This window comes from Marinilactibacillus sp. Marseille-P9653 (assembly GCF_916618885.1).
Classification (GTDB): domain Bacteria; phylum Bacillota; class Bacilli; order Lactobacillales; family Carnobacteriaceae_A; genus Marinilactibacillus.
In genome coordinates, this window is sequence record NZ_CAKAKH010000001.1 from 1859446 (window position 1) to 1882071 (window position 22626).

Consider the following 22626-nt stretch of genomic DNA (forward strand, 5'->3'; position numbering starts at 1 on the left):
ATTAAGCTTTTTATAAGTTTCTAAGTGGCACCATTTCGCAATCAGAAAAAGAGTAATATTCCTAAAAGAATATGCAGTAAAAATGCAGTGATAAACACATATCTCCACCAAACTCTGAAAAAATGAATCAACTTGATTTTTTTGACTTTAAATGCAAACACAGAAGCAAGCACAATTCCGATAAGCGATATTATAATCAATAGATATGGAATAAAACTTCTATTAACGATTAGCATACTATAAATGTGAACCGATAACAGAAAGACTGGCGTGACAAAGTCTACCCATTTAATTTTTACACCTTGCTTCTTAAAAAATTTATTGATACTCTTGCTTGGGATGAGCATCAATAGCGGACATAAGTAAAACAGTATAAAATAAATATCTATATGTGGATCGAACAAGATATCACCTACTTAATCATAATGAGACAGGTATCCTACGAAGCCAGAACAGGCAACATACTTATCCTACTTTATTCTACTGAAATATCATACTAAAAAACCTCTATTATATAAAATAGAGGTTTTTTAACAGACTATTTATTATTTTGAAAAGTCTTTTCCAGCGTAAAATCCACATGATGAGCATACGTGGTGGTTACGTTTTACTTCTCCACATTTAGGGCAATCGCTCATATTTGGAAGATTTAATTTGATATGAGTACGTCTTTTAGCTTTTCTTGCTGTAGATGTTCTTCTTTTAGGTACTGCCATGTTCCAACACACCTCCTTAAAAGGGTTTCTAAGATTTAGATTGCTAAAATCGATCAACAACCGTGTAATCATCTCATTTTATCGTTCGGTTTATACCTTACAATACTTATTCATTCTCTTCCGAAAAAAGTCCTTTTAAAGCTGCAAATCTAGGATCTTCTTCTTCAGATAATCGTTCTCGCACACCATCGCCATAGGCTCCCTCAGATACAACTTTCCAGTCGCTCCCACTCGGCATATCTTCCTTTTTAAGTTCTTCTTCAGTGAAGACTTGAGTAGGAATTGCCGTAAGGATAGCATCCTCAAGCGGTTTTCTCAGATCAAGTGAATCTGATTCGAGTTCCACAACGATTTCATCTGTTCCATATCTTTCTGGATCAATAGTTGTTCCAGCAACAAGATACGTTTCAGAAAAGGGTATACGTAAATCTACTTTTACAGGCTCAAGAGAGCGCGATGAAGGAAGCGTCAAGCTAATAGTCAGATTCAAATCTACTAAGAACTCATCTGTTTTCTCCACAACTAGAATACCGTCCATTGATAATGGCGTAGCATCGATAATTGAAGAATTTCTCTCTATCAACGAATCTGTCAAGTCGATTTCGCCATTCAATGTTAATGGTTCTTCTTTAAACTTTTTCAATTCGTTTAAAGCCCATTTGATTTTCATGTGTTATCACCTCTTGGCCTTATTATAAATGGTTTAATCAATTTTTAGCAACCGCACTGCACTTTACAATCAAATAGATTATAGTGTTTTTCGATACTAAAAACAAAGCCTCTTGACTTTAAGGCAACAAAAATCAGTATACTAGTGATGCGGGCTAATGTCAATGTTTTTTATAGGCATTCGACCAAAATCTTGTCTTCCAAGATTCGCTCCATTGCCTAATTCATAAAGGTTCCCGGCCTTAATATCAAGTTCCCAGAATTTCTTTGATTGTTTGTCTATTTTTGTTAACAAAGTTAAAGGCGCTTCTTTTTTGACTTGATTCAAGTATTCTTGTCCCACAGAACTAAAGCCAAGCACTCTAGTCGCATGAACAGTACTCGATCCAGAAATATCTGTCTTTTTGATTTGAAGCAAGATATAAACGCAAAGTCGTTGCAATCTTGTCCTAGTCATCCTTTTGTGTTTGATACGCATCATAAATTCTTCAAAAGAGTGTGATTGTTGGATAGACTTCTTTAAAAGATTCTCTAATCCTTCTTCCATTTGATAAATCTGTTTCAATTCTTCAACTGTGGAAGAGAGAATTTGATATTTCAAAAAGATCCAGAAATCGACCCAAGAACTTAATGATTGATTTCTTAATAGATTCATACTCACCACTGGCATAAAGTTCGCGACAGCATCTGAATCGAGTTCTGAGGATAACAATTGATTACGAATAGCCGTAGCACTTGAAATCATACCACCATTTTGCAATGTTTTCTCATGGTAATTCGCTTGTTTTCTCTGGATGACTTCTAATTGTAAAGGCGATCCTAATTTATAATTTTCTCTACCATAAGCAAGACCAAGCTGATTATTTGGCAAAGATAAGTCAATAGGAAAGTTGGGTAGACTCTCACTAATGGCTTGTTCCATCCTTGAGGCATAACTTTGGCCTTTTTCAGCCCGTTCTTTAAATAGCTGATCAATTCTGCCTGCTTGATCCACCATAAGCTTAGAAGCAAGTTTAAATTGATCACTATTCCCTGATTCTGATCCAAAACTCAGTGCGCTGCACTTCATCGCATGAAGAATGCCAACAGCACCTTTCGCAAAGATATCTGCTGGTTGTACACTATATGCAACAGGAAGTTCTAAAACGACGTCTGCGCCATGTTTGAGAGCCATTTCAGCTCTTGTCCACTTATCAATTAGTGCTGGTTCTCCACGCTGTAGAAAGTTTCCACTCATTACAACAATCATGACATCGGAACGACTTCTTTTTCTCGCTTCAGATATCTGGTATAAGTGTCCATTGTGAAATGGATTATATTCAGCTACTATTCCGCAAGCTTTCATCGTATCCCTCACTTTTTAGCTGCAAAAAACCATCTTTTACTTGTATCTGATACTGTGCCACCAAAATCTGCTGTTACTTCGATGTTTTTAAATCCGACGCTCTTCAACAGATCAATATAAGTTTCTAGTGGGTGTGTCCATTCTCTGTGTACTTCTTCAAATCGTTCGTATGTTTCATTTTCATTTTCAACAAAGAAGGTTAATTGGTGTTCTATAGAATAATCTTGTTCACCTTCGAAACTATCCCAAAGGAAAACAATTTGATTGACTTCATCGTGGTAAGAAAATTGTTTGAATTGTTCTATTTGATAGATAGAGTGAACATCGAATAAAAAGGTTCCCTCTTCAGTCAATTGATTATATACTTCTTGAAAAATTTGTTTCTTTTCTTCTTCAGATTGGATATAACACAAAGCATCACTGTAACAAAGGATACCATCAAACTTTCCTAATTCAGAAAAATCTTTCATATCCATTTCTACCAGCGGATACTGAATGCCTGTATCGATTTGTCTATCATATGCCAGGCTGAGCATGTCTGAAGAAAGGTCTAGTCCTGTAATATCAAATCCGGCTTTTGTCAACTCTGTTGCTAGAATCCCAGTACCGCATCCTAATTCTAGAATATGATCTTGACCAGTCAAATGCTGCCCTGTATACGTAGCCCATTTTGGATACAAGGTGTCGTCCATTAGCTCGTCATAGACCTTTGCAAACCAATTGTACTTCACTATTCAGTCCAGTTAGACACATCTACGAAAGGTGCATCTGTCCATAGTCTTTCCAATTGATAAAATTCTCTTTCCTCTTGGTTGAATAAGTGGACGATCACTTCTCCTAAATCAATCAATATCCAGTTTCCGCCGTCCTTACCTTCGACATTTCTAACTTCAACTTGATTTTCTTCTGCTGCATCTTTAATAGCTTCTGTTATCGCAGAAATTTGTCTTTCATTATTTCCATGTGTGACAACAAAATAATCAGCCAGTAAAGAAACACCTCTCATATCAAGTGCGACGATTTCTTCGGATAGTTTGTCATCTGCTGCTTTTACTACGAATTCTAGAATTTGCTCTGCTGTTTTAGTCATGTAATTCCTCCTGTTTTTGTACGACCCATGCATTATATGTTTCAATGGCTTTTGGGTAGATTTTTACGTTTTTATTTAATAAGTGCTTCAGTGTTTTGAACGTCGCATAGGCTATGCCTTTTTCCATATCTATTTCAGCTAGTTTTCTAGCTTTATCAACACCTTTAAAGGTGCGATTGGGCTCGATATAGTCTGCTAGATAGATGATCTGCTCAACAATTCCCATATGAGGAGAGCCTACAGTATGATGACGTATTGCATCCAATATGTCCTGATCTTGAATGGAGAACTGATTTCTAACAACTACAGCGCCTACTGGTCCATGCCAGATATTGTTACCATACTGAAGCAATTCCAGGTCCATATTTTCACTGATAATGATATCTCGCATCTCTTCGTCAGATTGTTCTTTTGCGAAATCATGAAGCAATGCCGCAATACTCACTTGCTCAAGATTCGCTCCATATCTTTCAGCTAGTTCTAGAGCGGCTTGTTCTACCCCTTTAACATGAGTGAAGCGTTTATCACTCATTACTTGGCTGACTTGTTCGAGAAGCTCTTCTCTAGAAAGGTCGATATATGCATTAGAATACGTTACTGTTTTAAGTTTCAATGTCATACAACCCTTCCTTTTCGATATATTGGATGACTGAATCAGGTATAAGGTAATTCACTGAACAGTGATCCATTATTTTCTGACGAACTAGACTAGAGCTAATTTCAATATTTGGAACATCAATAAAGATTAGCGGATACTCTGTTTCGACCGAATAGGACGGCCGATTGACCGCAACAAATTGTATAAGGTTGATCAATTCTTCTACTTTATACCATGTGGGGAGGTTTTCAACCATATCTGCCCCAATAATAAAATAATAGTCTATTTCTGGATTTTCTTCAGTTAACCTACGAATGGTGTCGTAAGTATAACTCTTTCCACCACGCTGGATCTCAGACAATTCAACCTCAAAGTCCGGTCGTTCAGCTATCGCTTGCTCAACCATTTTGACTCTGTGTTTTGCATCGATTGTTTTTTTGCCTTGTGCATGCGGAGGTTCAGCGGATGGAAGAAAAAGAATCTTTTCAAGTCCAAGCTGATTCTTGACCTGATCTGCTATAATCAAATGGCCCAAATGTGGCGGATTGAATGTTCCACCTAGAATACCAACTTTTTTTCTTTCATCTAACAGCGTACTCTCAAACATCACTTGAGGTTCAATGACTTTAGATAGTTTTTCAGACACTTTCCTTCGCCTTCCTTACTCTTTCTTTTCGTTAATTTGAGCGGGGTAATCTAGTTGAATAAGCTTGGTACTTTTCTTTTTTAGATGGTTTGAACAATACAAGTACTTTACCAATCGTTTGCACAACGTCTATAGAAGAATGATCTTCAATGAAAGCTTTCGCTTCTTTAGGCTCTAAATCTGTGTTTTGAAGTAATTGAACTTTCATCAATTCTCTGTTCTCGATTGATTCTTCAAATTCTGCTACCATTTCTTCTGTTAGACCGTTTTTTCCGATCTGGAAGATTGGAGACATTTCGTTAGCTTGTGCTCTTAAAAATCTTTTTTGCTTTCCAGTGAGTTTCATAGTTTTGTCCTTCCTTGAATCTGCTTAGTTTCGTTAAATTAATGATTTTCTGATTATGATATCGACGCCTTTAGGAGCCCATCCGGCAACTTTTGTTCCAGCATGTTCGATTGAGATCCAACCTAATCCAGAAAACACTAAATCAGTAGGTTCTTTGATCATAAATTCGAATCGTTTTAATTCTGGAAGTGTATCTAGACTTTCTTCGAAAGGAGGCGTTAACACTGCCCCTTTTTGTCTTGCATACAGGTCATCCGCTTTTTCTAGTTTTGTTCTGTGTATAGTCAATTCATTGGATAAATAACAAACAAAAGGTTGCTTACCGTTACCCTTGATATAGTCAAATCTTGCTAATCCACCAAGAAACAGTGTTTGCTCTTCGTTTAATTGATATACTTTTGGTTTAATTTCTTTTCTAGGTGTTACGTACTTCAGTTCTTTTGGAGTTAGATAATGGGCAATTTGAGAAGATTGAATAATTCCTGGTGTATCGACTAGTACGTGGTTATCATCCAGAGGTATTTCTATCTTACCAAGTGTTGTACCAGGGAAATAAGATGTTGTAATCACATCTTCAGTATCCGTAGCGAGCTTAATAATTTGATTAATCAGGGTTGATTTACCAACATTTGTCGTCCCAACGACATATACATCTTGTCCATTACGTTCTTTGTCGATCATTTTCATTAATGCTTCTACTGAATCAGCTTTGACCGCACTAGTTAAGAAAACTGCTTTTGGGTGTAAACCTGCTTCATGAGCTCGTTCTGTAAGCCACTGTCTCATTTTTCCTTCTTTTAAAGATTTAGGAAGCAAGTCTGTTTTGTTTCCTACTAGAATCACCGGATTATTTCCAGCAAATCGTTGAATTCCAGGAATAAAACTTCCATTGAAATCAAAAATATCTACAATATTGATGATTAAGGCTTTTTTATCGCTAATTTCGTGTAGCATATTCAAAAAATCAGCATCTGTTAGCTCAACGTCTTGAACTTCATTATAATGTCTTAACCGAAAACATCGTTTACAGTAAACTTCTTGGTCTTCATCAATATTATTGATAACGGATTGCGGTAAAAATCCAGCTTTATTATCGTGTTCGGACTGTAGTACTGCACCACAACCGATACAGATCATATCAGTGTCGTTAGACTCGTTCATGGATTGAGTTCCTCCATTTCATATCAGGATCTTTTTTTATAAGGTAATTCATAATTTTCAGTTCGATAAATCGATTGAATCTAGTATTCCAAGCATCTGAATCTAGTATGGGTTTCACAAGCACACTTCGAATACCAGCATGATTAGCGCCTTTTATATCAGTTATAATTTGATCACCAACCATTAAGATTTCATCTTTCGTCATATCAAATTGCGCTTGAGCTTGTTTAAACCCTTTCTGAAGAGGTTTCATTGCGTTGGGGATGAAGTCAAGCTCTAGCAAAGTAGCTACTTTACCCACTCTTTTACGTTTATTATTTGAGATAATGACAACATGAATGCCACTTTTCTTCATCAATTCTATCCACTCTAGTGTTTCTTCCGTTGCTTCAGGATTATTCCATGCAATGAGCGTATTATCAAGATCTGTCAATACAACTTTTATGTTTTTTTTCTTCAACTGTTCAGGCGTAATTTGATAAATGGAATTGACCATCCAAGTTGGCTTGAAACTGTTTAGCATTCGCTTCTTCCTTTCCAATGAGATGAACCGTTCTCGTTGACGACTATTTATATATTACAGGCTCTCGCAGGAAGAGCATTGGCCTAATAAATGGGTTCTATAAATATTCAAAAAAATAGGAAGCACCGTTAAGCACTTCCTATGTGCATGACTTTAATCTTCAGTCGAAGTTGCTGGTTGTACGAGTTCTAAAATCTCAACAGCGACATAGTCAATGTTATCAAATTCATACGTCTGCGCACTTGTACGATCTTCCAATTCATACATGCGTGAGGCTTTGTCATAACGAACGATACATTGCTCCTTGCCGTCTTTTTCAAATCTTCTGACTTGGACTTCATCGCTTTCGTCTTCTCTCATCGCATCTAATCTTCTTATAATCGGTATAAGTTGGGATGGTTTCATCTGGTATTCCCCTTCCTGCTTGTCTTCTAAACTTTCACTTACTTATTTTACCAGATTTCCCTGTAAATTACAGTAAGAGAGCTGGTTCTTTTTCAAGATCTCACCTTAAATGATAAAAATAAAAGAATTCCCTACTTTTTTTCTCATAGTATGATAAAATGATTTCTAACAATCATTAGGAGGATCTTCATGGATATGACCAATTTGCACCAATTATTCAATGCCCAGACACAAGAAATCGAAATATCCGGAATACGATTATTTGACGAAAAAATTGCTTCTATAGATGGTTTGATTAAATTGACTTTAGGTCAGCCAGATTTCCCAACTCCTCAGCACGTTAAAGATGCAGGTATTGAAGCCATAAAGAATAATCTATCTTTTTACACAGGTATGGCTGGAGAATTACGCTTAAGAGAAGCTGTGGCCAACTTTATGAAAGTGAAGTACAACATTTCCTATGATCCTCAATCAGAGATTCTTTCAACTGTCGGCGCAACTGAAGCTTTGGCAGCATCCTTGCTCGCGATTTTAAACCCTGGAGATAAAGTACTGATCCCTTCTCCGTTCTTTTCACTATACGAGCCACTCGTCATTTTAGGGAAGGCTGAACCCGTTTATATCGATACTACTGGAAATGATTTTATTCTTTCACCGGAAATGATTCAAGAAGCGATGTCTATACATGGAGATAAAGTGAAGGCTATTATCTTGAATTATCCAACGAATCCTACAGGGGTAACTTGGAATCGCGAAGAAGTCATTGCAATCGCCAATACATTGAAACAATATCCTGATGTTTTTGCAATCAGTGATGAAATTTATAGCGAACTGGTTTATGAAGGTAGCCATATTTCTCTTGGAGAATATCTTTTTGATCAGACGATTGTTGTCAACGGTCTTTCAAAATCGCATGCTATGACCGGGTGGAGACTTGGATTCACTTTAGCTCCAAAAGCAATTACGCAACAAATTATTAAAGTTCATCAGTATCTTGTAACGAGTGCTTCCAGTATCACTCAATACGCTGGAATTGAAGCACTGGAAAACGGCATGGATGATGCTCTTCCCATGCGAGAAGAGTACAAGAAAAGAAGAGATTATATTTATGAAATCATGCATAGATTAGGGTTTGAAATTGCTAAACCAAACGGAGCTTTTTATATATTCGCAAAAATTCCTGAAGGTTATATCCAAAACAGCTTTGACTTTTGCTATGATCTAGCTCAAAAAGCTAAAGTTGGATTTATTCCTGGTGTTGCTTTCGGCAAAGCAGGAGAAGGTTTTGTTCGATTAAGTTATGCTTCCAGTATGGCTGAAATCGAAGAAGCTATGCACCGATTGACAAAATACATGGAACAACCATCAGTAAACTAGAAAAAAGCCAATCAGCACTGATTGGCTTTTTTCTATATATTAGTCTTTCCACCATAACTGAATTAAAGCTTGTGTGCCTTCATCTGCATGCCCAGCTTCTTTTAGTTGATCATAGAGTGCTTTAGCATTTTTTGTAGAAGGTAGATCTAGTCCCATTTTGTCAGCTTCGTCTAGAGCGATACCAAGATCTTTAATAAAATGTTTGACAAAGAATCCTGCTGAGTAGTCTTTTTTAAGAATACGTGGACCGTAGTTTTGAAGTGACCAGTTAGCAGCACTTCCTCCACCAACTGTCTTCAGCACTTTTTCCAGATTTAATCCAGCTGCTTTAGCGTAGACAAGTAATTCAGATAGTCCAGTCATCGTTCCGGCTATCATAATTTGATTAGCCATTTTAGTATGTTGACCACTTCCTGCTGCTCCTTGTAACTCAAGCGTTCCAGAAAACGTCATAAAAATAGGCTCAACTTGCTTGAAGGTTGATTCATCTCCACCTACCATAGTCGTTACTGTCCCATTTTTTGCCCCTAGATCGCCTCCAGAAACTGGAGCATCTAACGAGTGTACGTTCTTTTCTTTTGCCGTATCGTAAATTCTCTGAGCAAGAGATGGCTTACTCGTTGTCAGATCTACTAGGACAGATCCTTCGTTGACCCCTTCAAAAATTCCGTTTTCTCCATAGTAAACTTCTTCTACATCTTCAGGAAATCCTACCATCGTAAAAATCAGCTCACTAGATTTAGCAATCTCTTTTGGTGTTTCTTTCCATTGCGCACCATTATTAATCAGCTCTTCTGCTTTGCTTTTTGTACGATTATACACATTAACATGATAACCCGCATCCATTAGATGACCAACAATTGAAGCACCCATTACGCCAGTACCGATAAATCCGATTGTTTTCATACTATTCTCTCCCTTATAGAAATACTGATTACAGTATAGCACTCGTTCGACCTTAGTTCAGTTAGAATTTTCATTAATAAGCCATAAAAATAAAGCACTTCAAAAGACTTAACGTCTTCTGAAGTGCTTTTGTTTATTTTGCAGTATATTGTTCAACTAGTTTGATAACTTCTTCTGCTGAAGTGCATTCGTTAAGTGCTTTTTCACTTAATTCTTTCATCTCAGTTGAATCAAGTTCAGTTAATAGACTACGTGTTTTAAGAATGCTAGTTGCACTCATTGAAAACTCGTCAAGTCCAAGTCCAACAAGAATCGGCACAGCGATTTGATCTCCAGCCATTTCTCCACACATACCAGCCCACTTGCCTTCTTTATGCGCTGCATCAATAACATTCTTGATTAAGCGTAAAATTGAAGGGTTATATGGTTGGTACAAGTAAGAAACGCGTTCATTCATACGGTCAGCTGCCATTGTATATTGAATCAAATCATTCGTTCCAATACTAAAGAAGTCAACTTCTTTAGCAAACTGATCAGCTAAAACAGCTGCAGCTGGAATTTCAATCATGATACCAACTTGAATGTCATTAGAAACTTCAATACCATTTTCAACTAATTTTGCTTTTTCTTCTTCTAGAATGGCTTTCGCGCTTCTAAATTCAGGAAGAGTCGCAATCATAGGGAACATGATTCTCAAAGTCCCGTGAACTGACGCACGAAGTAAAGCACGTAGTTGTGTACGGAAAATCTCATCTTGATCCAAACTTACACGAATCGCTCTGTATCCTAAGAATGGGTTCATTTCATTAGGAAGTTCTAGATATGGAAGTTCTTTATCCCCACCAATATCCATCGTACGTACAACAACAGGTTTTCCATCCATGCCTTCTAGTACTGCTTTATATGCAGTATATTGTTCGTCTTCAGTAGGTAGTTCTTTTGAATCCATATAAAGGAACTCAGTACGGTATAAACCGATTGCTTCGCCACCATTTTCAGTTACACCATTTAAATCTTTAGGTGTTCCGATATTAGCAGCTAACTCAACATGTTTACCGTCTTTAGTTACACTTTTTTCGTCTTTCAAGCGTTCCCATTCAAGTTTTAAAGAAGCAAATTCTTCTGCTTTATCGTTGTAAGCTTTTTTAGTATCTTCAGAAGGATTAACGAATACATCGCCTTCCATTCCATCAACTACTAAAAAGTCACCTTCTGATACAAGTTCCGTAATGTTGTTTGTTCCTACAATTGCAGGAATTTCCAACGAACGAGCCATGATAGCAGAGTGAGACGTACGTCCACCAATATTTGTCACAAAAGCCTTTACAAATTCTTTATTTAACTGAGCAGTATCACTCGGTGTTAGATCTTCTGCAATGATAATAACTTCTTCATCAATAGTTGCAGGAGTTGGAAGTTTTACGCCAAGCAAGTGAGACATTACACGCTTACGCACGTCACGGATATCCGCTGCTCTTTCTTGCATATAAGGGTTATCTTCCATGCCTTCAAACATTGTAATGAACATGTCAGATGTTTTTTGAAAAGCAGCTTCTGCATTAACCTTTTCATCATTGATTACAGTGTTTGTTTGCTCTATCAAGTCAGGATCAGAAAGCACCATAGTATGTGCATCAAAGACTTGCGCCTCTTCTTCTCCAAGTGACTCAGCAGCAATTGATCGTATATTAGCAAGCTCTTCTTTAGCAGTATCAATAGCAGCCTGAAGACGAGTTACTTCAGATTCAACGTCTGAAATCGTCTTTTTCTCAAATGATAAATCAGGTTCTACTAAAAGATACGCTTTAGCTTGAGCGATACCATCACTTGCAGCAATACCAGATACTTGTGATGCCATTATTCAGCCATTCCCTCGTTTTTGATTGTTTGTTCGATTCCTTCGATTGCTTCAGTTTCATCTGCACCTTCAGCAGAGATTGTAACTTCTGCGCCTTGACCTACACCAAGTGACATAACACCCATGATAGATTTCAAGTTTACAGATTTACCTTTGTACTCTAAAGTAATATCTGAGTTATATTTGCTCGCAGTTTGTACCAATAAAGTTGCTGGACGTGCGTGAATACCTGTTTCTGCAGTTACGTTATAGTTGCGTTTTTCCATTGTAAGTTTCCCCTTTACAAATTTAATAGTTTTGAAAATAGTAAAATAACCGTTACCATATAATATACTCAAAAACAGTAAATTTAGGCATAATAAGTCAATTTTACCTTTCTTCCTATACAGATTACCACTTTTCTTAATTACCTACAACTATTTTTTACTATTTAGAGGTATTTATCACTTGAAAGTCAAAATAGGTCAGAGTATAATAAAAGATAGCGATAGGTCAAAATTGGTCAATGCGCTTTTTGCGGATATCTATCTGTGTAATTGATCACCAAAAATCAACTAATCTTTCCAACTGACCTTTTGCTTCTATCCTAGTATACTGTAATTACGATAAATAATAGAAAGGTCGTGACTAGAAATGATTTGTCAAAGATGCATGCAACGAAATGCAACCATTCATTTAACGACAAGTGTTAACGGAAAAAAACGTGAAATAGACTTATGTCAGAAATGTTATAGAGAAATTAAACAACAAGAGGAGCAAAGAAGAATGAATCAAGGAGCGGGACAAGATCCTTTCGGTTTTGGAAACTTCGATGATCTTTTCAAAGCTTTATCACAAAACAATACAGGACCACAAAATCCACAGACACCCCCTACTCAACAGAATTTTAGAGGTAATGGTCAACAACCTCCTCAAAATCCAAATCGTAGAGGTGGGCTTCTAGGCGAATACGGAGTAGATTTAACTCAAATGGCTAAAGAAGGAAAAATCGATCCTGTAATCGGCCGTGATAAAGAAATTGAGCGGGTTATTGAAATCCTTAACCGTAGAACTAAAAACAACCCTGTTTTGACAGGAGAAGCTGGTGTCGGTAAAACAGCTATCGTAGAAGGACTCGCGTTGAAAATTATTAATGACGACGTCCCACAAAAATTATTGAAAAAAGAAGTGATTCGATTAGATGTTGCTTCACTTGTTCAAGGTACAGGTATTCGTGGTCAATTTGAAGAGCGTATGCAGCAATTGATCAAAGAATTAAGAGATGATGATTCCATTATCCTATTTATCGATGAAGTTCATGAATTAGTAGGCGCTGGAACAGCTGAAGGCAGCAGCATGGATGCAGGCAATATCCTGAAACCAGCATTAGCTCGTGGCGAGCTTCAAATGGTAGGCGCAACAACATTAAATGAGTACAGAAAAATAGAGAAAGATCCAGCATTAGAACGTCGTTTACAGCCAGTCCGAGTGAGCGAGCCATCTCTTGAAGAAGCCGTCACTATTCTTAAAGGTATTCAAAAACAATATGAGGATTATCATCACGTTAACTATACGGATAAAGCTATCCAGAGTGCGGTTGAATTGTCTCATCGATATATACAAGACCGTTTCTTGCCAGACAAAGCCATCGATTTACTCGATGAAGCTGGATCTAAAAAGAACTTAACGATACGCACAATTGATCCTGAAGAAATTCAAGAGAAAATTGATGAAGCTGAAAAACAAAAACAAACCGCTCTTCAGCAAGAAGATTACGAAAAAGCAGCTTTCTACCGTGATCAAGTAACGAAACACAAAGAAATGATGAATCAGCAAACTCCAGAATCTGATTTGCCTGTTATTACTGAAAAAGATATGGTGCATATTATTGAACAGAAAACAGGTATTCCAGTCGGAGAACTGAAAGAAAAAGAACAAGAGCAATTAAGAGATCTCGATGATTCTCTTCGCAAACACGTTATTGGTCAAGATGATGCCGTTGAAAAAGTAGCTAAATCTATTCGAAGAAATCGAATCGGATTGAGACAAAAAAATAGACCAATTGGTTCATTCTTATTTGTAGGACCAACTGGTGTTGGTAAAACGGAATTAGCTAAAACATTAGCCTTGGAGTTATTCGGAAGTAAAGATTCATACGTTCGCTTAGATATGAGTGAATTTATGGAGAAACACAGCACTTCCAAACTGATTGGCTCTCCTCCTGGTTATGTAGGATATGAAGAAGCTGGACAGTTGACCGAAAAAATACGTCGAAATCCATATAGCTTAATACTCGTGGATGAAGTTGAAAAAGCCCACCCCGACGTTCTTCATATGTTCCTACAGATTCTGGATGATGGACGTTTAACAGATGCTCAAGGTCGTACCGTGAACTTTAAGGAAACCATTATCATTATGACAAGTAACGCTGGGACAACGAATGTTGAATCAAGTGTAGGTTTTGGTGCTCAAATCAGCGGACGTCAGCATTCACTTTTAAACAATCTAGGGGAATTCTTTAAACCAGAATTCTTGAACCGATTAGATGGTATTGTTGAGTTCCATTCATTATCCAAAGAACATTTGCTGGAAATCGTTACGTTGATGTTAGAAGATATTAATACAGCACTTAAACAACATAATATTACAGTTACAGTGGATGATGCTGCAAAAGAAAGATTAGTGGATCTTGGTTACGATCCTAAAATGGGTGCGCGTCCACTCCGTAGAGTGATTGAAGAGCAAATCGAAGATAAAGTTGCTGAGTTTTATCTAAACAATCCTCAAGTCGGAAATATTATGGCTACGGTAGACGATTCAAATTCAATCGTCATTACCCAATATTCTGAAGAATCTTCGACTCCATCCGAAACGATTGAAACAAAAAATGATGATTCTGAATCTTCTGAAGAAACAGATGAATAAGATATAAACACAAAAACGCACCTCCGTTCAAACTGCAATTGTGCAGTAACGGAGGTGCGTTTTCTATTTTATAGTAATGAAGTTAATTCAACTCCAGGATATTTGTCGCTGAACCATCTTTCTGCAAATTGATTTTCAAACAAGAACAACGGTCGATCAAAACGGTCTCTAACTAGCATATTTCTGCTAGATCCCATATTTTCATCTAGTTGTTCAGGATCAATCCATCGAGCGATTCTACTACCAATGGAAGTCATGACGACTTCAGAATTGTATTCATTCAGCATACGATGCTGGAACACCTCAAACTGCAATTGTCCTACTGCACCGATAATATATGTTTCCGTATGGAACGACTTATATAATTGAATCGCACCTTCTTGCACTAATTGATTAATTCCTTTGTGAAAAGACTTTTGTTTCATAACGTTTTTAGCTTCCACTTTAACGAATAATTCAGGGGTGAACTGAGGAAGACTTTCAAAATTAATTTCCTGTTTACCTTCATAGATCGTATCGCCTATCTGGAAGTTCCCAGTGTCATAAAGGCCAATAATATCTCCTGCTACAGCTCCTTTAACACTTTCTCTATTCTCAGCCATAAATTGAGTAGAATTAGATAGTCTCATTTTTTTATCTGTACGAGATAAAGTTACATCAATACCTCTTTCAAACTCGCCTGAACAAATTCGGACAAAAGCGATACGGTCACGATGTTTAGGATCCATATTAGCTTGTATTTTGAATACAAATCCTGAAAATTCTTCTTTAGTAGGTGCAACTTCGTTCCCATCTACATCCGTATGTCCTACAGGCGCTGGAGCAAATTGCAAGAACGTTTCTAAAAACGTTTGAACTCCAAAATTTGTCAAAGCTGAGCCAAAGAATACTGGTGTCAACTCTCCATCTAGAATCGCTTCTTTAGAAAATTCATTTCCTGCTTCTTTTAAAAGCAATGCTTCTTCAAGAACCTGATCATATAAACTTTCATTTTTTAAAGCATGTTCCTCTTCGATTTCTCCCTCTTCATTAAGTGGAATAAATCGATTCCCTTGATTTGATTCTTCTGGGCGGAACATTTCAATACGGTTATGGAACAAATCATATAGGCCAAGGAAGTTTTTCCCAGATCCAATCGGCCAGTTCATCGGGTAAGCATCAATTTCAAGAACCTCTTCAAGTTCTTCAACGAGTTCAAGCGGCTCTCTACCATCTCTATCCAGTTTGTTCATAAATGTAAAGATTGGGATACCCCGCATTCTACAAACTTTAAATAATTTTTTTGTCTGCTCTTCTATACCTTTGGCACTATCTACTACCATGACAGCAGCATCAACGGCCATCAATGTACGGTAGGTATCTTCAGAAAAATCCTCGTGTCCTGGAGTATCCAAAATATTGATTCTTTTTTCATCATAATCAAATTGCATAACCGAACTGGTTACAGAGATTCCACGTTGCTTTTCAATTTCCATCCAATCGGATTTTGCAAATTTACCAGATTTCTTTGCCTTAACAGTACCTGCTTGTCTGATTGCACCACCAAATAGTAGTAATTGCTCTGTGATGGTCGTTTTACCAGCATCCGGATGCGAAATAATCGCAAAGGTTCTTCTAGATTCTACTTCTTTTTTTAATTGTTTGTTTTCATTTACTTCTGTCGACATAGTAACTCCTTCTTCTATCAAGCATCATTAAGTTTATCTTATTCATTATTTCGTCAGTGTTATTTTCTTTTCTTTGTTGATTTTCAGTATATAAAGTAACACAGTTTTAATGATCGCAAAAACTGGAACACCAATCAACATCCCTAATAGTCCAGCAATATTGGCAGAAGCCAACAAGATCAAAATGACGGTAAGCGGATGAACGGAAAGTGACTTCCCTACTAGGAAAGGTGTAAACAGATTACCATCTAATTGTTGAACAATCAGAACAAATATCGCTGCAAGCACTGCTTTTCCTGGTGAGTCTATTAATCCTACTACGATAGCCGGACCAGCTCCAATGAACGGACCAACATAGGGAATAAAATTGGTGATTGCTGCAAATACTGACAAGAGTAAAGCGAAAGGAAACTGAGCAATTGAATACATGATGAATAGTAATATTCCAACAAGTAAAGAAGCCATCCCTTTTCCACTTATATAACTTGCAATCGTCTCGTTTATTTTCAATGCTAATTCTTTTGTATTTTTCTTGTATGGTTCTGGACTGATTTTTTCTAAATATCCTGGAAATCTATGACCGTCATATAGCATGTAAAATAAAATGACAGGTACTGTGATAAAGGTGAAAAAGAAATCAGTCAGACTTTGAAGGAAACTTCCTACACTGGTCATCATACCTCCTAAAAATCCTGATGATAGATTTCTGAGCCAAGTTTCGATATTCAGAAGAATTTCATTGAAATCCACCTGATCCATCCACGGCTCGTCCCCTAGTTTTCTAAAATAAAAATCTAGTTCATTTATAAAATCTGGAATCCCCGCAATTAAAGAACTCGTTTGTTCAATTAAGATAGGCAGACCTAGAAATACCGTCAGTACAACCAATCCCACTAAAAAAATCATAACGAGTGCGACTCCAAATATTCTTTTCACTCTTATTTTTTCAAGCCCTTTGACTATAGGGTTCAATAGATAAAATAAAAACCCTGCTATTAATAACGGCATAAACAAAGACGTTAAAATAGCGAGTATAGGATTCAATATAAAATCGATTTGTTGTAATATAAAAATCAGTAAGGCTACAGCTAAAAACCATATCGTCCAAAACATTATTTTAGAATTTTTCCAATTTATCAATTTTTATATCTCCTCAGCTTTTATATTCACACTTCATTATATGACAGTGCGCCTAGAATTAAAAGGGGGAGTTGGTACTATTCATTGACGAAAAAGTAAAAATAATGATAAGATTATAAGAATCATTCACTTAGGAGGAAAGATCATGGAATTTAAATGGACTACGGATTTATCTGATCCAACTTATAAAGATGCTATACATATAAGAAAAACAGTGTTCGTTGAGGAACAGAAAGTTCCTATTGAACTAGAAATTGATGAATTAGAAGATCAGACTTCACATGTGGTGGGCTATTTAGATGGCACTCCCGTCGCAACAGCTAGGATATATGAAAAAGAACCTGACGTTTATAAAATCCAAAGAGTTGCTGTTTCAAAAACGGCTAGAGGCAAAGGGACTGGAAAAGTTCTTATGGCCGAAGTAGAAGCTAAAGTTCAATCTCTTAAAGGAAAAAAACTGATACTTGATGCGCAAGATCACGCACTCAATTTTTATGAAAAATCAGGATATACTATTGAGGGGGAAGGTTTTCCAGATGCTGGTATTCCACACCACAGAATGATCAAAGAGCTTTAAATTGTTGTATAACTAAAAAAACTGATGGAACCGATCTGGTCCCATCAGTTTTTTCGATTCTTCAATTTTTCTCTTTTACTTTTAATTCTTGCTTTCCTTTTTTCTGTTTCTCCTACTATCCGCTCAATTGACTCGATTGATTGGACAGAACCTTCCAGTCGAAATACTACTTCAAGAACATCACCAACATGAACATACTCCGGAAGCTCTCTTTTTCCAATAACGATTGCACCTGATCCATCATCTGGAATCAACGTAGCTAACTCATCATTGACAGATTCCAAAACAACACGCATGATATCCTCTCCATTACTTTTTTGTTATTCTTTTAGGTTTAAGGCTGCTCCTTGTTTATTGAAAACGTACCATCTTCTTCAACGGCAATGGTGACTGTCCCTTCTTCCATCGTACTATACAAGGGAATTCCTTGATGATTGATTCGTTCAAGTGTTTCTTTATGTGGGTGTCCATAGCTATTGTTCAAACCAGCTTGAATGATGGCTACTTTCGGATCGACAGCGTTTAGCCACTCTGTACTATTACTATCTTTAGAACCATGGTGTCCAATCAACATAACCTCTGCCTTCAAATTTCTATATTGTTCTACTATTTGTTTTTCTACCGTCGAAGATGCATCTCCTGAGTTCATGACGCTCGTTTTACTAATCGTCGTTCTTGTCACAATCGATTCTTCATTGTGGTCTGTGGTTCTATTGTCTTCTTGAGGATTTAATACTTCTATCTTAAAAGGACCGATATCTTTAGTCTCACCAGCCTTAGGTTCATAATAATTAGCATCTGATTCACTAATTGCGTCCAGCAGCTTTTCATAAACTCTAGTAGTATGATCAACCCCGTTCATCCAAACCTCATCCACTTGAAAGTACTCCAACACTAAATCTCCATTCCCAATATGATCTGCATCATTGTGGGTGAAAATCAGCAGATCAATTTTTCCACCAGTGCCAATATATTTATCAAGATAACTAACAATCCGCTTATCTGAATCGTCATATCTACCCGTATCAATGACAATATTTGTACCATCTTCTGACTGATACAATGTGGAAGAGCCTTGGCCAACATCAAAAAAGCGAATCGTTCCATTGGAGCTACTTTCCGGTTCAGAGCTTGGAATATACATAGCCCATTCTCTTGTGAGTTCCTGCCACTTATCTGCAAAGTAATTCGCATCATATGGATTATCTCCAAAAAATAATCCTATAAAAAATGCTAAAGCAATCAGGAAAGCTGTCACAGAAACTTGTATTCTCTGCTGTTTTTGTTTTTTAGTCATTTTTTTCTTTCTAACCATTTAATTACCTCTTAGATTTTCTATTAAGCCAGTGATATCTTCTGGGAGTGGCGCCTCAACTAGAACGTCTTCATTAGTAAAGGGATGTTTGAACTGAAGTTTAGAGCAGTGTAGAGCTTGTCTATGAAATCTTCCACTGTCTTCTCCGTAAAGATCATCCCCTATCAAAGGATGACCGTCATATGCAAAATGGACTCTGATCTGATGCGTTCTTCCCGTGTGTAATTTAACTTTAACCAACGTAGCTTCCTCTAGTATCTCTTCTGTCCAGTACTCAGTCAATGAGGGCTTCCCGTCATCTCTAACCATCCGAGTAATAATGGAATCCACTGTACGACCAATAGGTCCGTCTATATAAGCATGCTTTTCAGTTAACACTTTAGATACGACTGCCTGGTAGGTTTTATCGATTTCTTGTCTTCTCAAGATTTGATCGATCATGGAATGCGCAAAAGCGTGTTTTGCAAAAATCATTGCCCCAGACGTTTCTCTATCCAGTCTAGTAACGACGTGCACTGTCTTATGAATATATTGCTGGGTTTCTACGTACCCTCTAATTCTATTGGCCATTGTATCTTCTCTATGCGTCGGTGAAGGAACAGATGCCAGTCCAGAAGGTTTATTGATTATGATATAGTGTTCATCCTCAAATAGAATATCTAGTTCATTATAGGAAGGAATCAGATGTGGATTCGACGGTTCTATTGGAATAGACATTCTAACCACGTCTCCGTAATTCAATAATTCTCTAACTCTTACGATCTGATCATTTACTTCAAGCTGACCGCCTTTAAATTTAACTTTCGCCAGCATTTTTTTAGAAACAGATTGTTCTTGCAAAAAAGACTTCAAGGTGTTTTGTTCAGATTTTTTATATGTCCATTCAATCATCATTACGTTTATTCTCTCCTTAGAGAGTTTTACTCTCTTACTTGTCATTAGACTGCATTTATACTATCACAAAATTCATACTGGCTCAGCGTTTATCAAGTATATTTAATCAGATAGTAACCATAAATGGTCAAAAATTTTAACTTTAACCTTGCTACACGTCTCTTTTTATATTCTGATATCATCAGTAAAGCAGGTAGATTTTGATTAAATCAAAATCTACCTGCTTTACTAGTCCATTAAGTTAATCCGATTGAATTATTATTCAAAAGGTTAGTCTTCGTTCTTTTTGGCACCTAAAAATGCATCCTCTACACGATTCCAAAAGTGCGTATGTTGGTAACGTGCAAACCGGATCCGCTCTTCTGCAATTTTAAATCTCAATTCAGTTGCTTGAGTTTCATTGGTAACTACTTGGTCAATGGAAAATACAAAATCATTTGTTTCGATTGGTCTGATTCTTATCCATTCATCGGGTGCAATAATGAGTGGTGAACTGAGTGTTCTAAACACCCTATTATTGAGTGAAGCCATTTCAGTCAGCTGTAAAGCTTCAAGTCTAGGATGCAAAACGGCTCCGCCAATAGATTTATTGTAGCCTGTAGAACCTGTAGGTGTTGAAATACAAAGTCCGTCTCCTCTGAAACGTTCGAAGTGTTCATCTCTTATGTAGACATCACAAACCAATGTTCCATCTACTCGTTTAATTGTAGATTCATTCAATGCAAGGAAATGGGTAGGTTTAGGTTTGTGATTATAATAAATTTCTACATCCAATAGTGGATATTCAACATATTCACCGTTGTCGGATTTAAGACTTTCGATTAATTCACCGATATTATATTCACGCCAGTCTGTGTAAAACCCTAAATGTCCAGTATGCACACCGATAAATCTTACACCATCCAGCATATGGGCATAGCGATGGAATGCGGAGAGCAATGTTCCATCTCCTCCAACCGATATAACAATTGAAGGATTTTTCTGGTCTAAAATAAACTGATGTTCTAGCAGCATCGCTCTTAATTTCTTGAACACTTTAACGGATTCTTCGGTAGAGTTATAAACAATCGCTATTCTCACGTTATTATTCCTTCCAGTTATTCAGATCAAATGCTTCCTGCTCATCTTTGAATCTGAAATTCCTTTGAGCTTCTTTGATTTCTTCTCTAATTGTAGACATTTCTTCATCTAATCTAAAAGCCGATTCTGCAGCTTTTTGCAAACGGATATTGATTTCATCCGGAAACTCTCCTTGGTACTTATAATTCAACGAATGCTCTATAGATGCCCAGAAATTCATGGCAAGCGTACGTATTTGAACTTCAACCAGTACATATTTCAACTCATCAATCAGCTGGACTGGGTATTCACAGATTAAATGATACGAACGGTACCCACTTTCTTTTTTGTGAGACACATAATCCTTTTCTTGTAATACTTTTATATCTTCTCTTTGCTTAAGCATCTTTACAACATCATGTATATCTTCCACAAACGGACACATAATACGAATACCGGCTAGGTCTTCCATATCAGTTTCCAATTTATCAAGAGAAATATTTCTCGTTCTTGATTTCAGTAAAATACTATTGACAGGTTTTACTCGCCCCGTCACAAATTCAATTGGTCCGTGTTCTTTTCTTAGTTTGTACATTGACCGTAAACCTTTAAGTTTAACTTTTAATTCATCAACTGTTTGGGTATACGGAAGTAAAAATAATTCCCAGTCTCTATCCATATATACAACCTTCTTTTCATTTCCTACTTTCATTCTTCTCTTATCTATTGTACCATATTCAGGTATAAATCCGTACCACAGACGATGAAATGGGGATAATAATGAGCCAGAATGTTGAAATCGAATATAAAAACTTATTGACTGAATTAGAATACGAGAAACTAATCAAAGCTTTTGAAATAAACAAAGCCGAATCGTTTACCCAAGAAAATATCTATTTTGATTCCAAAGAAATGGTCCTGAAAGAAAATCAGTTGGCTTTAAGAATCCGTATCAAGGATGATGTTGCTGAGATGACACTTAAGTCACCTCATGAAGGACATTTACTCGAAACAAATGAATCCTTAACAATCGAGCGAGCTCGTGCATTAGTTGAGAAGACAGTCATTTATCCTACTGGCCAAATAGCAGATCTACTTGCTTCCTATGGTATTGATTCAATGACCCCTTTATATATCATTGCACAACTTCGCACACAGCGGTTAGAAAAAAAAGTACATTCTTGTCTGATCGTTCTTGATAAAAGCTGGTACGGTGACCAAATCGATTACGAACTTGAAATAGAAAGCACGACTTCTACAGAGGGTAAACAGTTTATTAAGAATCTCCTAACTCAATACGACATTCCTGAGCGTGATACCCCTAATAAAATTTCAAGAGCCGTACAGGATCAACAAAAAAGGACTCTATGATAAATCTGACATTCGAACAATTGTGTCGAAATTGTCACAGCCAAACTTTTTTTATGACA

The 22626-nt window shown here is 36.9% G+C and carries 26 protein-coding genes; 4 read left to right on the plus strand and 22 right to left on the minus strand.

Annotated features, from left to right (window positions below; all coding sequences use genetic code 11):
• Positions 1 to 41: 41 nt before the first annotated feature.
• The 12 genes from LG377_RS12535 to LG377_RS09130 all read right to left on the minus strand — a co-directional run bounded on the left by LG377_RS12535 (position 42) and on the right by LG377_RS09130 (position 7499).
• Entirely contained in the window at positions 42 to 404 is a 363-nt protein-coding gene (locus LG377_RS12535) for a DUF3397 family protein (RefSeq protein WP_225744338.1), read from the minus strand.
• A gap of 141 nt (positions 405 to 545) precedes the next feature.
• Positions 546 to 716, minus strand: coding sequence for a 50S ribosomal protein L32 (gene rpmF / locus LG377_RS09080; RefSeq protein ID WP_225744339.1), 171 nt, complete (start codon positions 714 to 716; stop codon positions 546 to 548).
• Positions 717 to 822: 106 nt separating this feature from the next.
• A complete protein-coding gene (locus LG377_RS09085) occupies positions 823 to 1386 on the minus strand; it encodes a DUF177 domain-containing protein (protein WP_225744340.1) in 564 nt (187 codons plus the stop codon).
• Positions 1387 to 1527: 141 nt separating this feature from the next.
• A complete protein-coding gene (locus LG377_RS09090; protein WP_225744341.1) occupies positions 1528 to 2730 on the minus strand; it encodes a nucleotidyltransferase in 1203 nt (400 codons plus the stop codon).
• Between the two features lie 8 nt (positions 2731 to 2738).
• Positions 2739 to 3461 (minus strand): class I SAM-dependent methyltransferase, encoded by a 723-nt coding sequence (locus LG377_RS09095; protein WP_225744342.1) that lies wholly within the window; start codon positions 3459 to 3461, stop codon positions 2739 to 2741.
• Positions 3461 to 3820 carry a ribosome silencing factor gene (rsfS, locus tag LG377_RS09100; protein ID WP_225744343.1) on the minus strand — a complete coding sequence of 120 codons (360 nt, stop codon included), beginning with the start codon at positions 3818 to 3820 and terminating at the stop codon, positions 3461 to 3463. The genes LG377_RS09095 and rsfS overlap by 1 nt, the downstream gene beginning before the upstream one ends.
• On the minus strand, positions 3813 to 4439 hold the full coding sequence (gene yqeK, locus LG377_RS09105; RefSeq protein ID WP_225744344.1) for a bis(5'-nucleosyl)-tetraphosphatase (symmetrical) YqeK: 627 nt from the start codon (positions 4437 to 4439) through the stop codon (positions 3813 to 3815). The genes rsfS and yqeK overlap by 8 nt, the downstream gene beginning before the upstream one ends.
• Entirely contained in the window at positions 4423 to 5064 is a 642-nt protein-coding gene (locus LG377_RS09110; RefSeq protein ID WP_225744345.1) for a nicotinate-nucleotide adenylyltransferase, read from the minus strand. The genes yqeK and LG377_RS09110 overlap by 17 nt, the downstream gene beginning before the upstream one ends.
• Before the next feature lie 31 nt (positions 5065 to 5095).
• Positions 5096 to 5410 carry a ribosome assembly RNA-binding protein YhbY gene (yhbY, locus tag LG377_RS09115; protein ID WP_225744346.1) on the minus strand — a complete coding sequence of 105 codons (315 nt, stop codon included), beginning with the start codon at positions 5408 to 5410 and terminating at the stop codon, positions 5096 to 5098.
• Between the two features lie 33 nt (positions 5411 to 5443).
• Complete coding sequence (gene yqeH, locus LG377_RS09120) at positions 5444 to 6571, minus strand: ribosome biogenesis GTPase YqeH (RefSeq protein ID WP_225744347.1); 1128 nt, start codon at positions 6569 to 6571, stop codon at positions 5444 to 5446.
• Entirely contained in the window at positions 6558 to 7094 is a 537-nt protein-coding gene (locus tag LG377_RS09125) for a YqeG family HAD IIIA-type phosphatase (RefSeq protein WP_225744348.1), read from the minus strand. Before LG377_RS09125 ends, yqeH begins: the two co-directional genes overlap by 14 nt.
• 153 nt (positions 7095 to 7247) lie before the next feature.
• Positions 7248 to 7499, minus strand: coding sequence for a YkuJ family protein (locus LG377_RS09130; protein ID WP_225744349.1), 252 nt, complete (start codon positions 7497 to 7499; stop codon positions 7248 to 7250).
• A gap of 189 nt (positions 7500 to 7688) precedes the next feature.
• Here LG377_RS09130 and LG377_RS09135 point away from each other — a divergent pair, with 189 nt between their 5' ends.
• Complete coding sequence (locus LG377_RS09135; RefSeq protein ID WP_225744350.1) at positions 7689 to 8876, plus strand: pyridoxal phosphate-dependent aminotransferase; 1188 nt, start codon at positions 7689 to 7691, stop codon at positions 8874 to 8876.
• A 39-nt stretch (positions 8877 to 8915) separates the two neighbouring features.
• On the opposite strand, the gene LG377_RS09140 is transcribed toward LG377_RS09135, so the two are convergent.
• The 3 genes from LG377_RS09140 to LG377_RS09150 all read right to left on the minus strand — a co-directional run bounded on the left by LG377_RS09140 (position 8916) and on the right by LG377_RS09150 (position 11906).
• The gene (locus LG377_RS09140; RefSeq protein ID WP_255612811.1) at positions 8916 to 9824 is read right to left on the minus strand and encodes an NAD(P)-dependent oxidoreductase; all 909 of its coding nucleotides are present in this window, start codon (positions 9822 to 9824) and stop codon (positions 8916 to 8918) included.
• A gap of 91 nt (positions 9825 to 9915) precedes the next feature.
• Positions 9916 to 11640, minus strand: a complete 1725-nt coding sequence (gene ptsP / locus LG377_RS09145; RefSeq protein ID WP_225744352.1) for a phosphoenolpyruvate--protein phosphotransferase — start codon at positions 11638 to 11640, stop codon at positions 9916 to 9918.
• Positions 11640 to 11906 (minus strand): phosphocarrier protein HPr, encoded by a 267-nt coding sequence (locus LG377_RS09150; protein WP_225744353.1) that lies wholly within the window; start codon positions 11904 to 11906, stop codon positions 11640 to 11642. The genes ptsP and LG377_RS09150 overlap by 1 nt, the downstream gene beginning before the upstream one ends.
• A 367-nt stretch (positions 11907 to 12273) precedes the next feature.
• Here LG377_RS09150 and LG377_RS09155 point away from each other — a divergent pair, with 367 nt between their 5' ends.
• Positions 12274 to 14544 (plus strand): ATP-dependent Clp protease ATP-binding subunit, encoded by a 2271-nt coding sequence (locus LG377_RS09155; protein ID WP_225744354.1) that lies wholly within the window; start codon positions 12274 to 12276, stop codon positions 14542 to 14544.
• 68 nt (positions 14545 to 14612) lie between these two features.
• Here the strand turns inward: LG377_RS09155 and LG377_RS09160 are convergent, their stop codons facing one another.
• Positions 14613 to 16211, minus strand: a complete 1599-nt coding sequence (locus tag LG377_RS09160; RefSeq protein WP_225744355.1) for a peptide chain release factor 3 — start codon at positions 16209 to 16211, stop codon at positions 14613 to 14615.
• A gap of 45 nt (positions 16212 to 16256) precedes the next feature.
• Positions 16257 to 17351, minus strand: coding sequence for an AI-2E family transporter (locus tag LG377_RS09165; RefSeq protein ID WP_225744356.1), 1095 nt, complete (start codon positions 17349 to 17351; stop codon positions 16257 to 16259).
• Positions 17352 to 17496: 145 nt separating this feature from the next.
• Here LG377_RS09165 and LG377_RS09170 point away from each other — a divergent pair, with 145 nt between their 5' ends.
• Positions 17497 to 17928 (plus strand): GNAT family N-acetyltransferase, encoded by a 432-nt coding sequence (locus LG377_RS09170; RefSeq protein WP_225744357.1) that lies wholly within the window; start codon positions 17497 to 17499, stop codon positions 17926 to 17928.
• 44 nt (positions 17929 to 17972) lie between these two features.
• Here LG377_RS09170 and LG377_RS09175 read toward each other — a convergent pair whose 3' ends face one another.
• The 5 genes from LG377_RS09175 to LG377_RS09195 all read right to left on the minus strand — a co-directional run bounded on the left by LG377_RS09175 (position 17973) and on the right by LG377_RS09195 (position 21875).
• Positions 17973 to 18224: a DUF3006 family protein gene (locus tag LG377_RS09175; RefSeq protein WP_225744358.1), complete on the minus strand. Its 252-nt coding sequence runs from the start codon at positions 18222 to 18224 to the stop codon at positions 17973 to 17975.
• Between the two features lie 38 nt (positions 18225 to 18262).
• Positions 18263 to 19243, minus strand: coding sequence for a ComEC/Rec2 family competence protein (locus tag LG377_RS09180; protein WP_225744359.1), 981 nt, complete (start codon positions 19241 to 19243; stop codon positions 18263 to 18265).
• Positions 19244 to 20137: an RluA family pseudouridine synthase gene (locus LG377_RS09185; protein ID WP_225744360.1), complete on the minus strand. Its 894-nt coding sequence runs from the start codon at positions 20135 to 20137 to the stop codon at positions 19244 to 19246.
• A 270-nt stretch (positions 20138 to 20407) separates the two neighbouring features.
• Positions 20408 to 21217: an NAD kinase gene (locus tag LG377_RS09190; protein WP_225744361.1), complete on the minus strand. Its 810-nt coding sequence runs from the start codon at positions 21215 to 21217 to the stop codon at positions 20408 to 20410.
• Positions 21218 to 21221: 4 nt separating this feature from the next.
• The gene (locus LG377_RS09195; RefSeq protein ID WP_225744362.1) at positions 21222 to 21875 is read right to left on the minus strand and encodes a GTP pyrophosphokinase family protein; all 654 of its coding nucleotides are present in this window, start codon (positions 21873 to 21875) and stop codon (positions 21222 to 21224) included.
• Positions 21876 to 21976: 101 nt separating this feature from the next.
• Between LG377_RS09195 and LG377_RS09200 the strand changes: the two genes are divergently transcribed.
• The gene (locus LG377_RS09200; protein ID WP_225744363.1) at positions 21977 to 22567 is read left to right on the plus strand and encodes a CYTH domain-containing protein; all 591 of its coding nucleotides are present in this window, start codon (positions 21977 to 21979) and stop codon (positions 22565 to 22567) included.
• Positions 22568 to 22626: the final 59 nt, after the last annotated feature.

Excerpts from the sequence above, each read along its gene's own strand:
- rpmF (WP_225744339.1), bottom strand. The coding sequence starts at position 716 with ATGGCAGTACCTAAAAGAAGAACATCTACAGCAAGAAAAGCTAAAAGA.
- LG377_RS09085 (WP_225744340.1), bottom strand. The coding sequence starts at position 1,386 with ATGAAAATCAAATGGGCTTTAAACGAATTGAAAAAGTTTAAAGAAGAA.
- LG377_RS09090 (WP_225744341.1), bottom strand. The coding sequence starts at position 2,730 with ATGAAAGCTTGCGGAATAGTAGCTGAATATAATCCATTTCACAATGGA.
- rsfS (WP_225744343.1), bottom strand. The coding sequence starts at position 3,820 with ATGACTAAAACAGCAGAGCAAATTCTAGAATTCGTAGTAAAAGCAGCA.
- yqeK (WP_225744344.1), bottom strand. The coding sequence starts at position 4,439 with ATGACATTGAAACTTAAAACAGTAACGTATTCTAATGCATATATCGAC.
- yhbY (WP_225744346.1), bottom strand. The coding sequence starts at position 5,410 with ATGAAACTCACTGGAAAGCAAAAAAGATTTTTAAGAGCACAAGCTAAC.
- yqeH (WP_225744347.1), bottom strand. The coding sequence starts at position 6,571 with ATGAACGAGTCTAACGACACTGATATGATCTGTATCGGTTGTGGTGCA.
- LG377_RS09125 (WP_225744348.1), bottom strand. The coding sequence starts at position 7,094 with ATGCTAAACAGTTTCAAGCCAACTTGGATGGTCAATTCCATTTATCAA.
- LG377_RS09130 (WP_225744349.1), bottom strand. The coding sequence starts at position 7,499 with ATGAAACCATCCCAACTTATACCGATTATAAGAAGATTAGATGCGATG.
- LG377_RS09135 (WP_225744350.1), top strand. The coding sequence starts at position 7,689 with ATGGATATGACCAATTTGCACCAATTATTCAATGCCCAGACACAAGAA.
- ptsP (WP_225744352.1), bottom strand. The coding sequence starts at position 11,640 with ATGGCATCACAAGTATCTGGTATTGCTGCAAGTGATGGTATCGCTCAA.
- LG377_RS09150 (WP_225744353.1), bottom strand. The coding sequence starts at position 11,906 with ATGGAAAAACGCAACTATAACGTAACTGCAGAAACAGGTATTCACGCA.
- LG377_RS09155 (WP_225744354.1), top strand. The coding sequence starts at position 12,274 with ATGATTTGTCAAAGATGCATGCAACGAAATGCAACCATTCATTTAACG.
- LG377_RS09160 (WP_225744355.1), bottom strand. The coding sequence starts at position 16,211 with ATGTCGACAGAAGTAAATGAAAACAAACAATTAAAAAAAGAAGTAGAA.
- LG377_RS09170 (WP_225744357.1), top strand. The coding sequence starts at position 17,497 with ATGGAATTTAAATGGACTACGGATTTATCTGATCCAACTTATAAAGAT.
- LG377_RS09175 (WP_225744358.1), bottom strand. The coding sequence starts at position 18,224 with ATGCGTGTTGTTTTGGAATCTGTCAATGATGAGTTAGCTACGTTGATT.
- LG377_RS09180 (WP_225744359.1), bottom strand. The coding sequence starts at position 19,243 with ATGGTTAGAAAGAAAAAAATGACTAAAAAACAAAAACAGCAGAGAATA.
- LG377_RS09185 (WP_225744360.1), bottom strand. The coding sequence starts at position 20,137 with ATGATGATTGAATGGACATATAAAAAATCTGAACAAAACACCTTGAAG.
- LG377_RS09195 (WP_225744362.1), bottom strand. The coding sequence starts at position 21,875 with ATGGATAGAGACTGGGAATTATTTTTACTTCCGTATACCCAAACAGTT.
- LG377_RS09200 (WP_225744363.1), top strand. The coding sequence starts at position 21,977 with ATGAGCCAGAATGTTGAAATCGAATATAAAAACTTATTGACTGAATTA.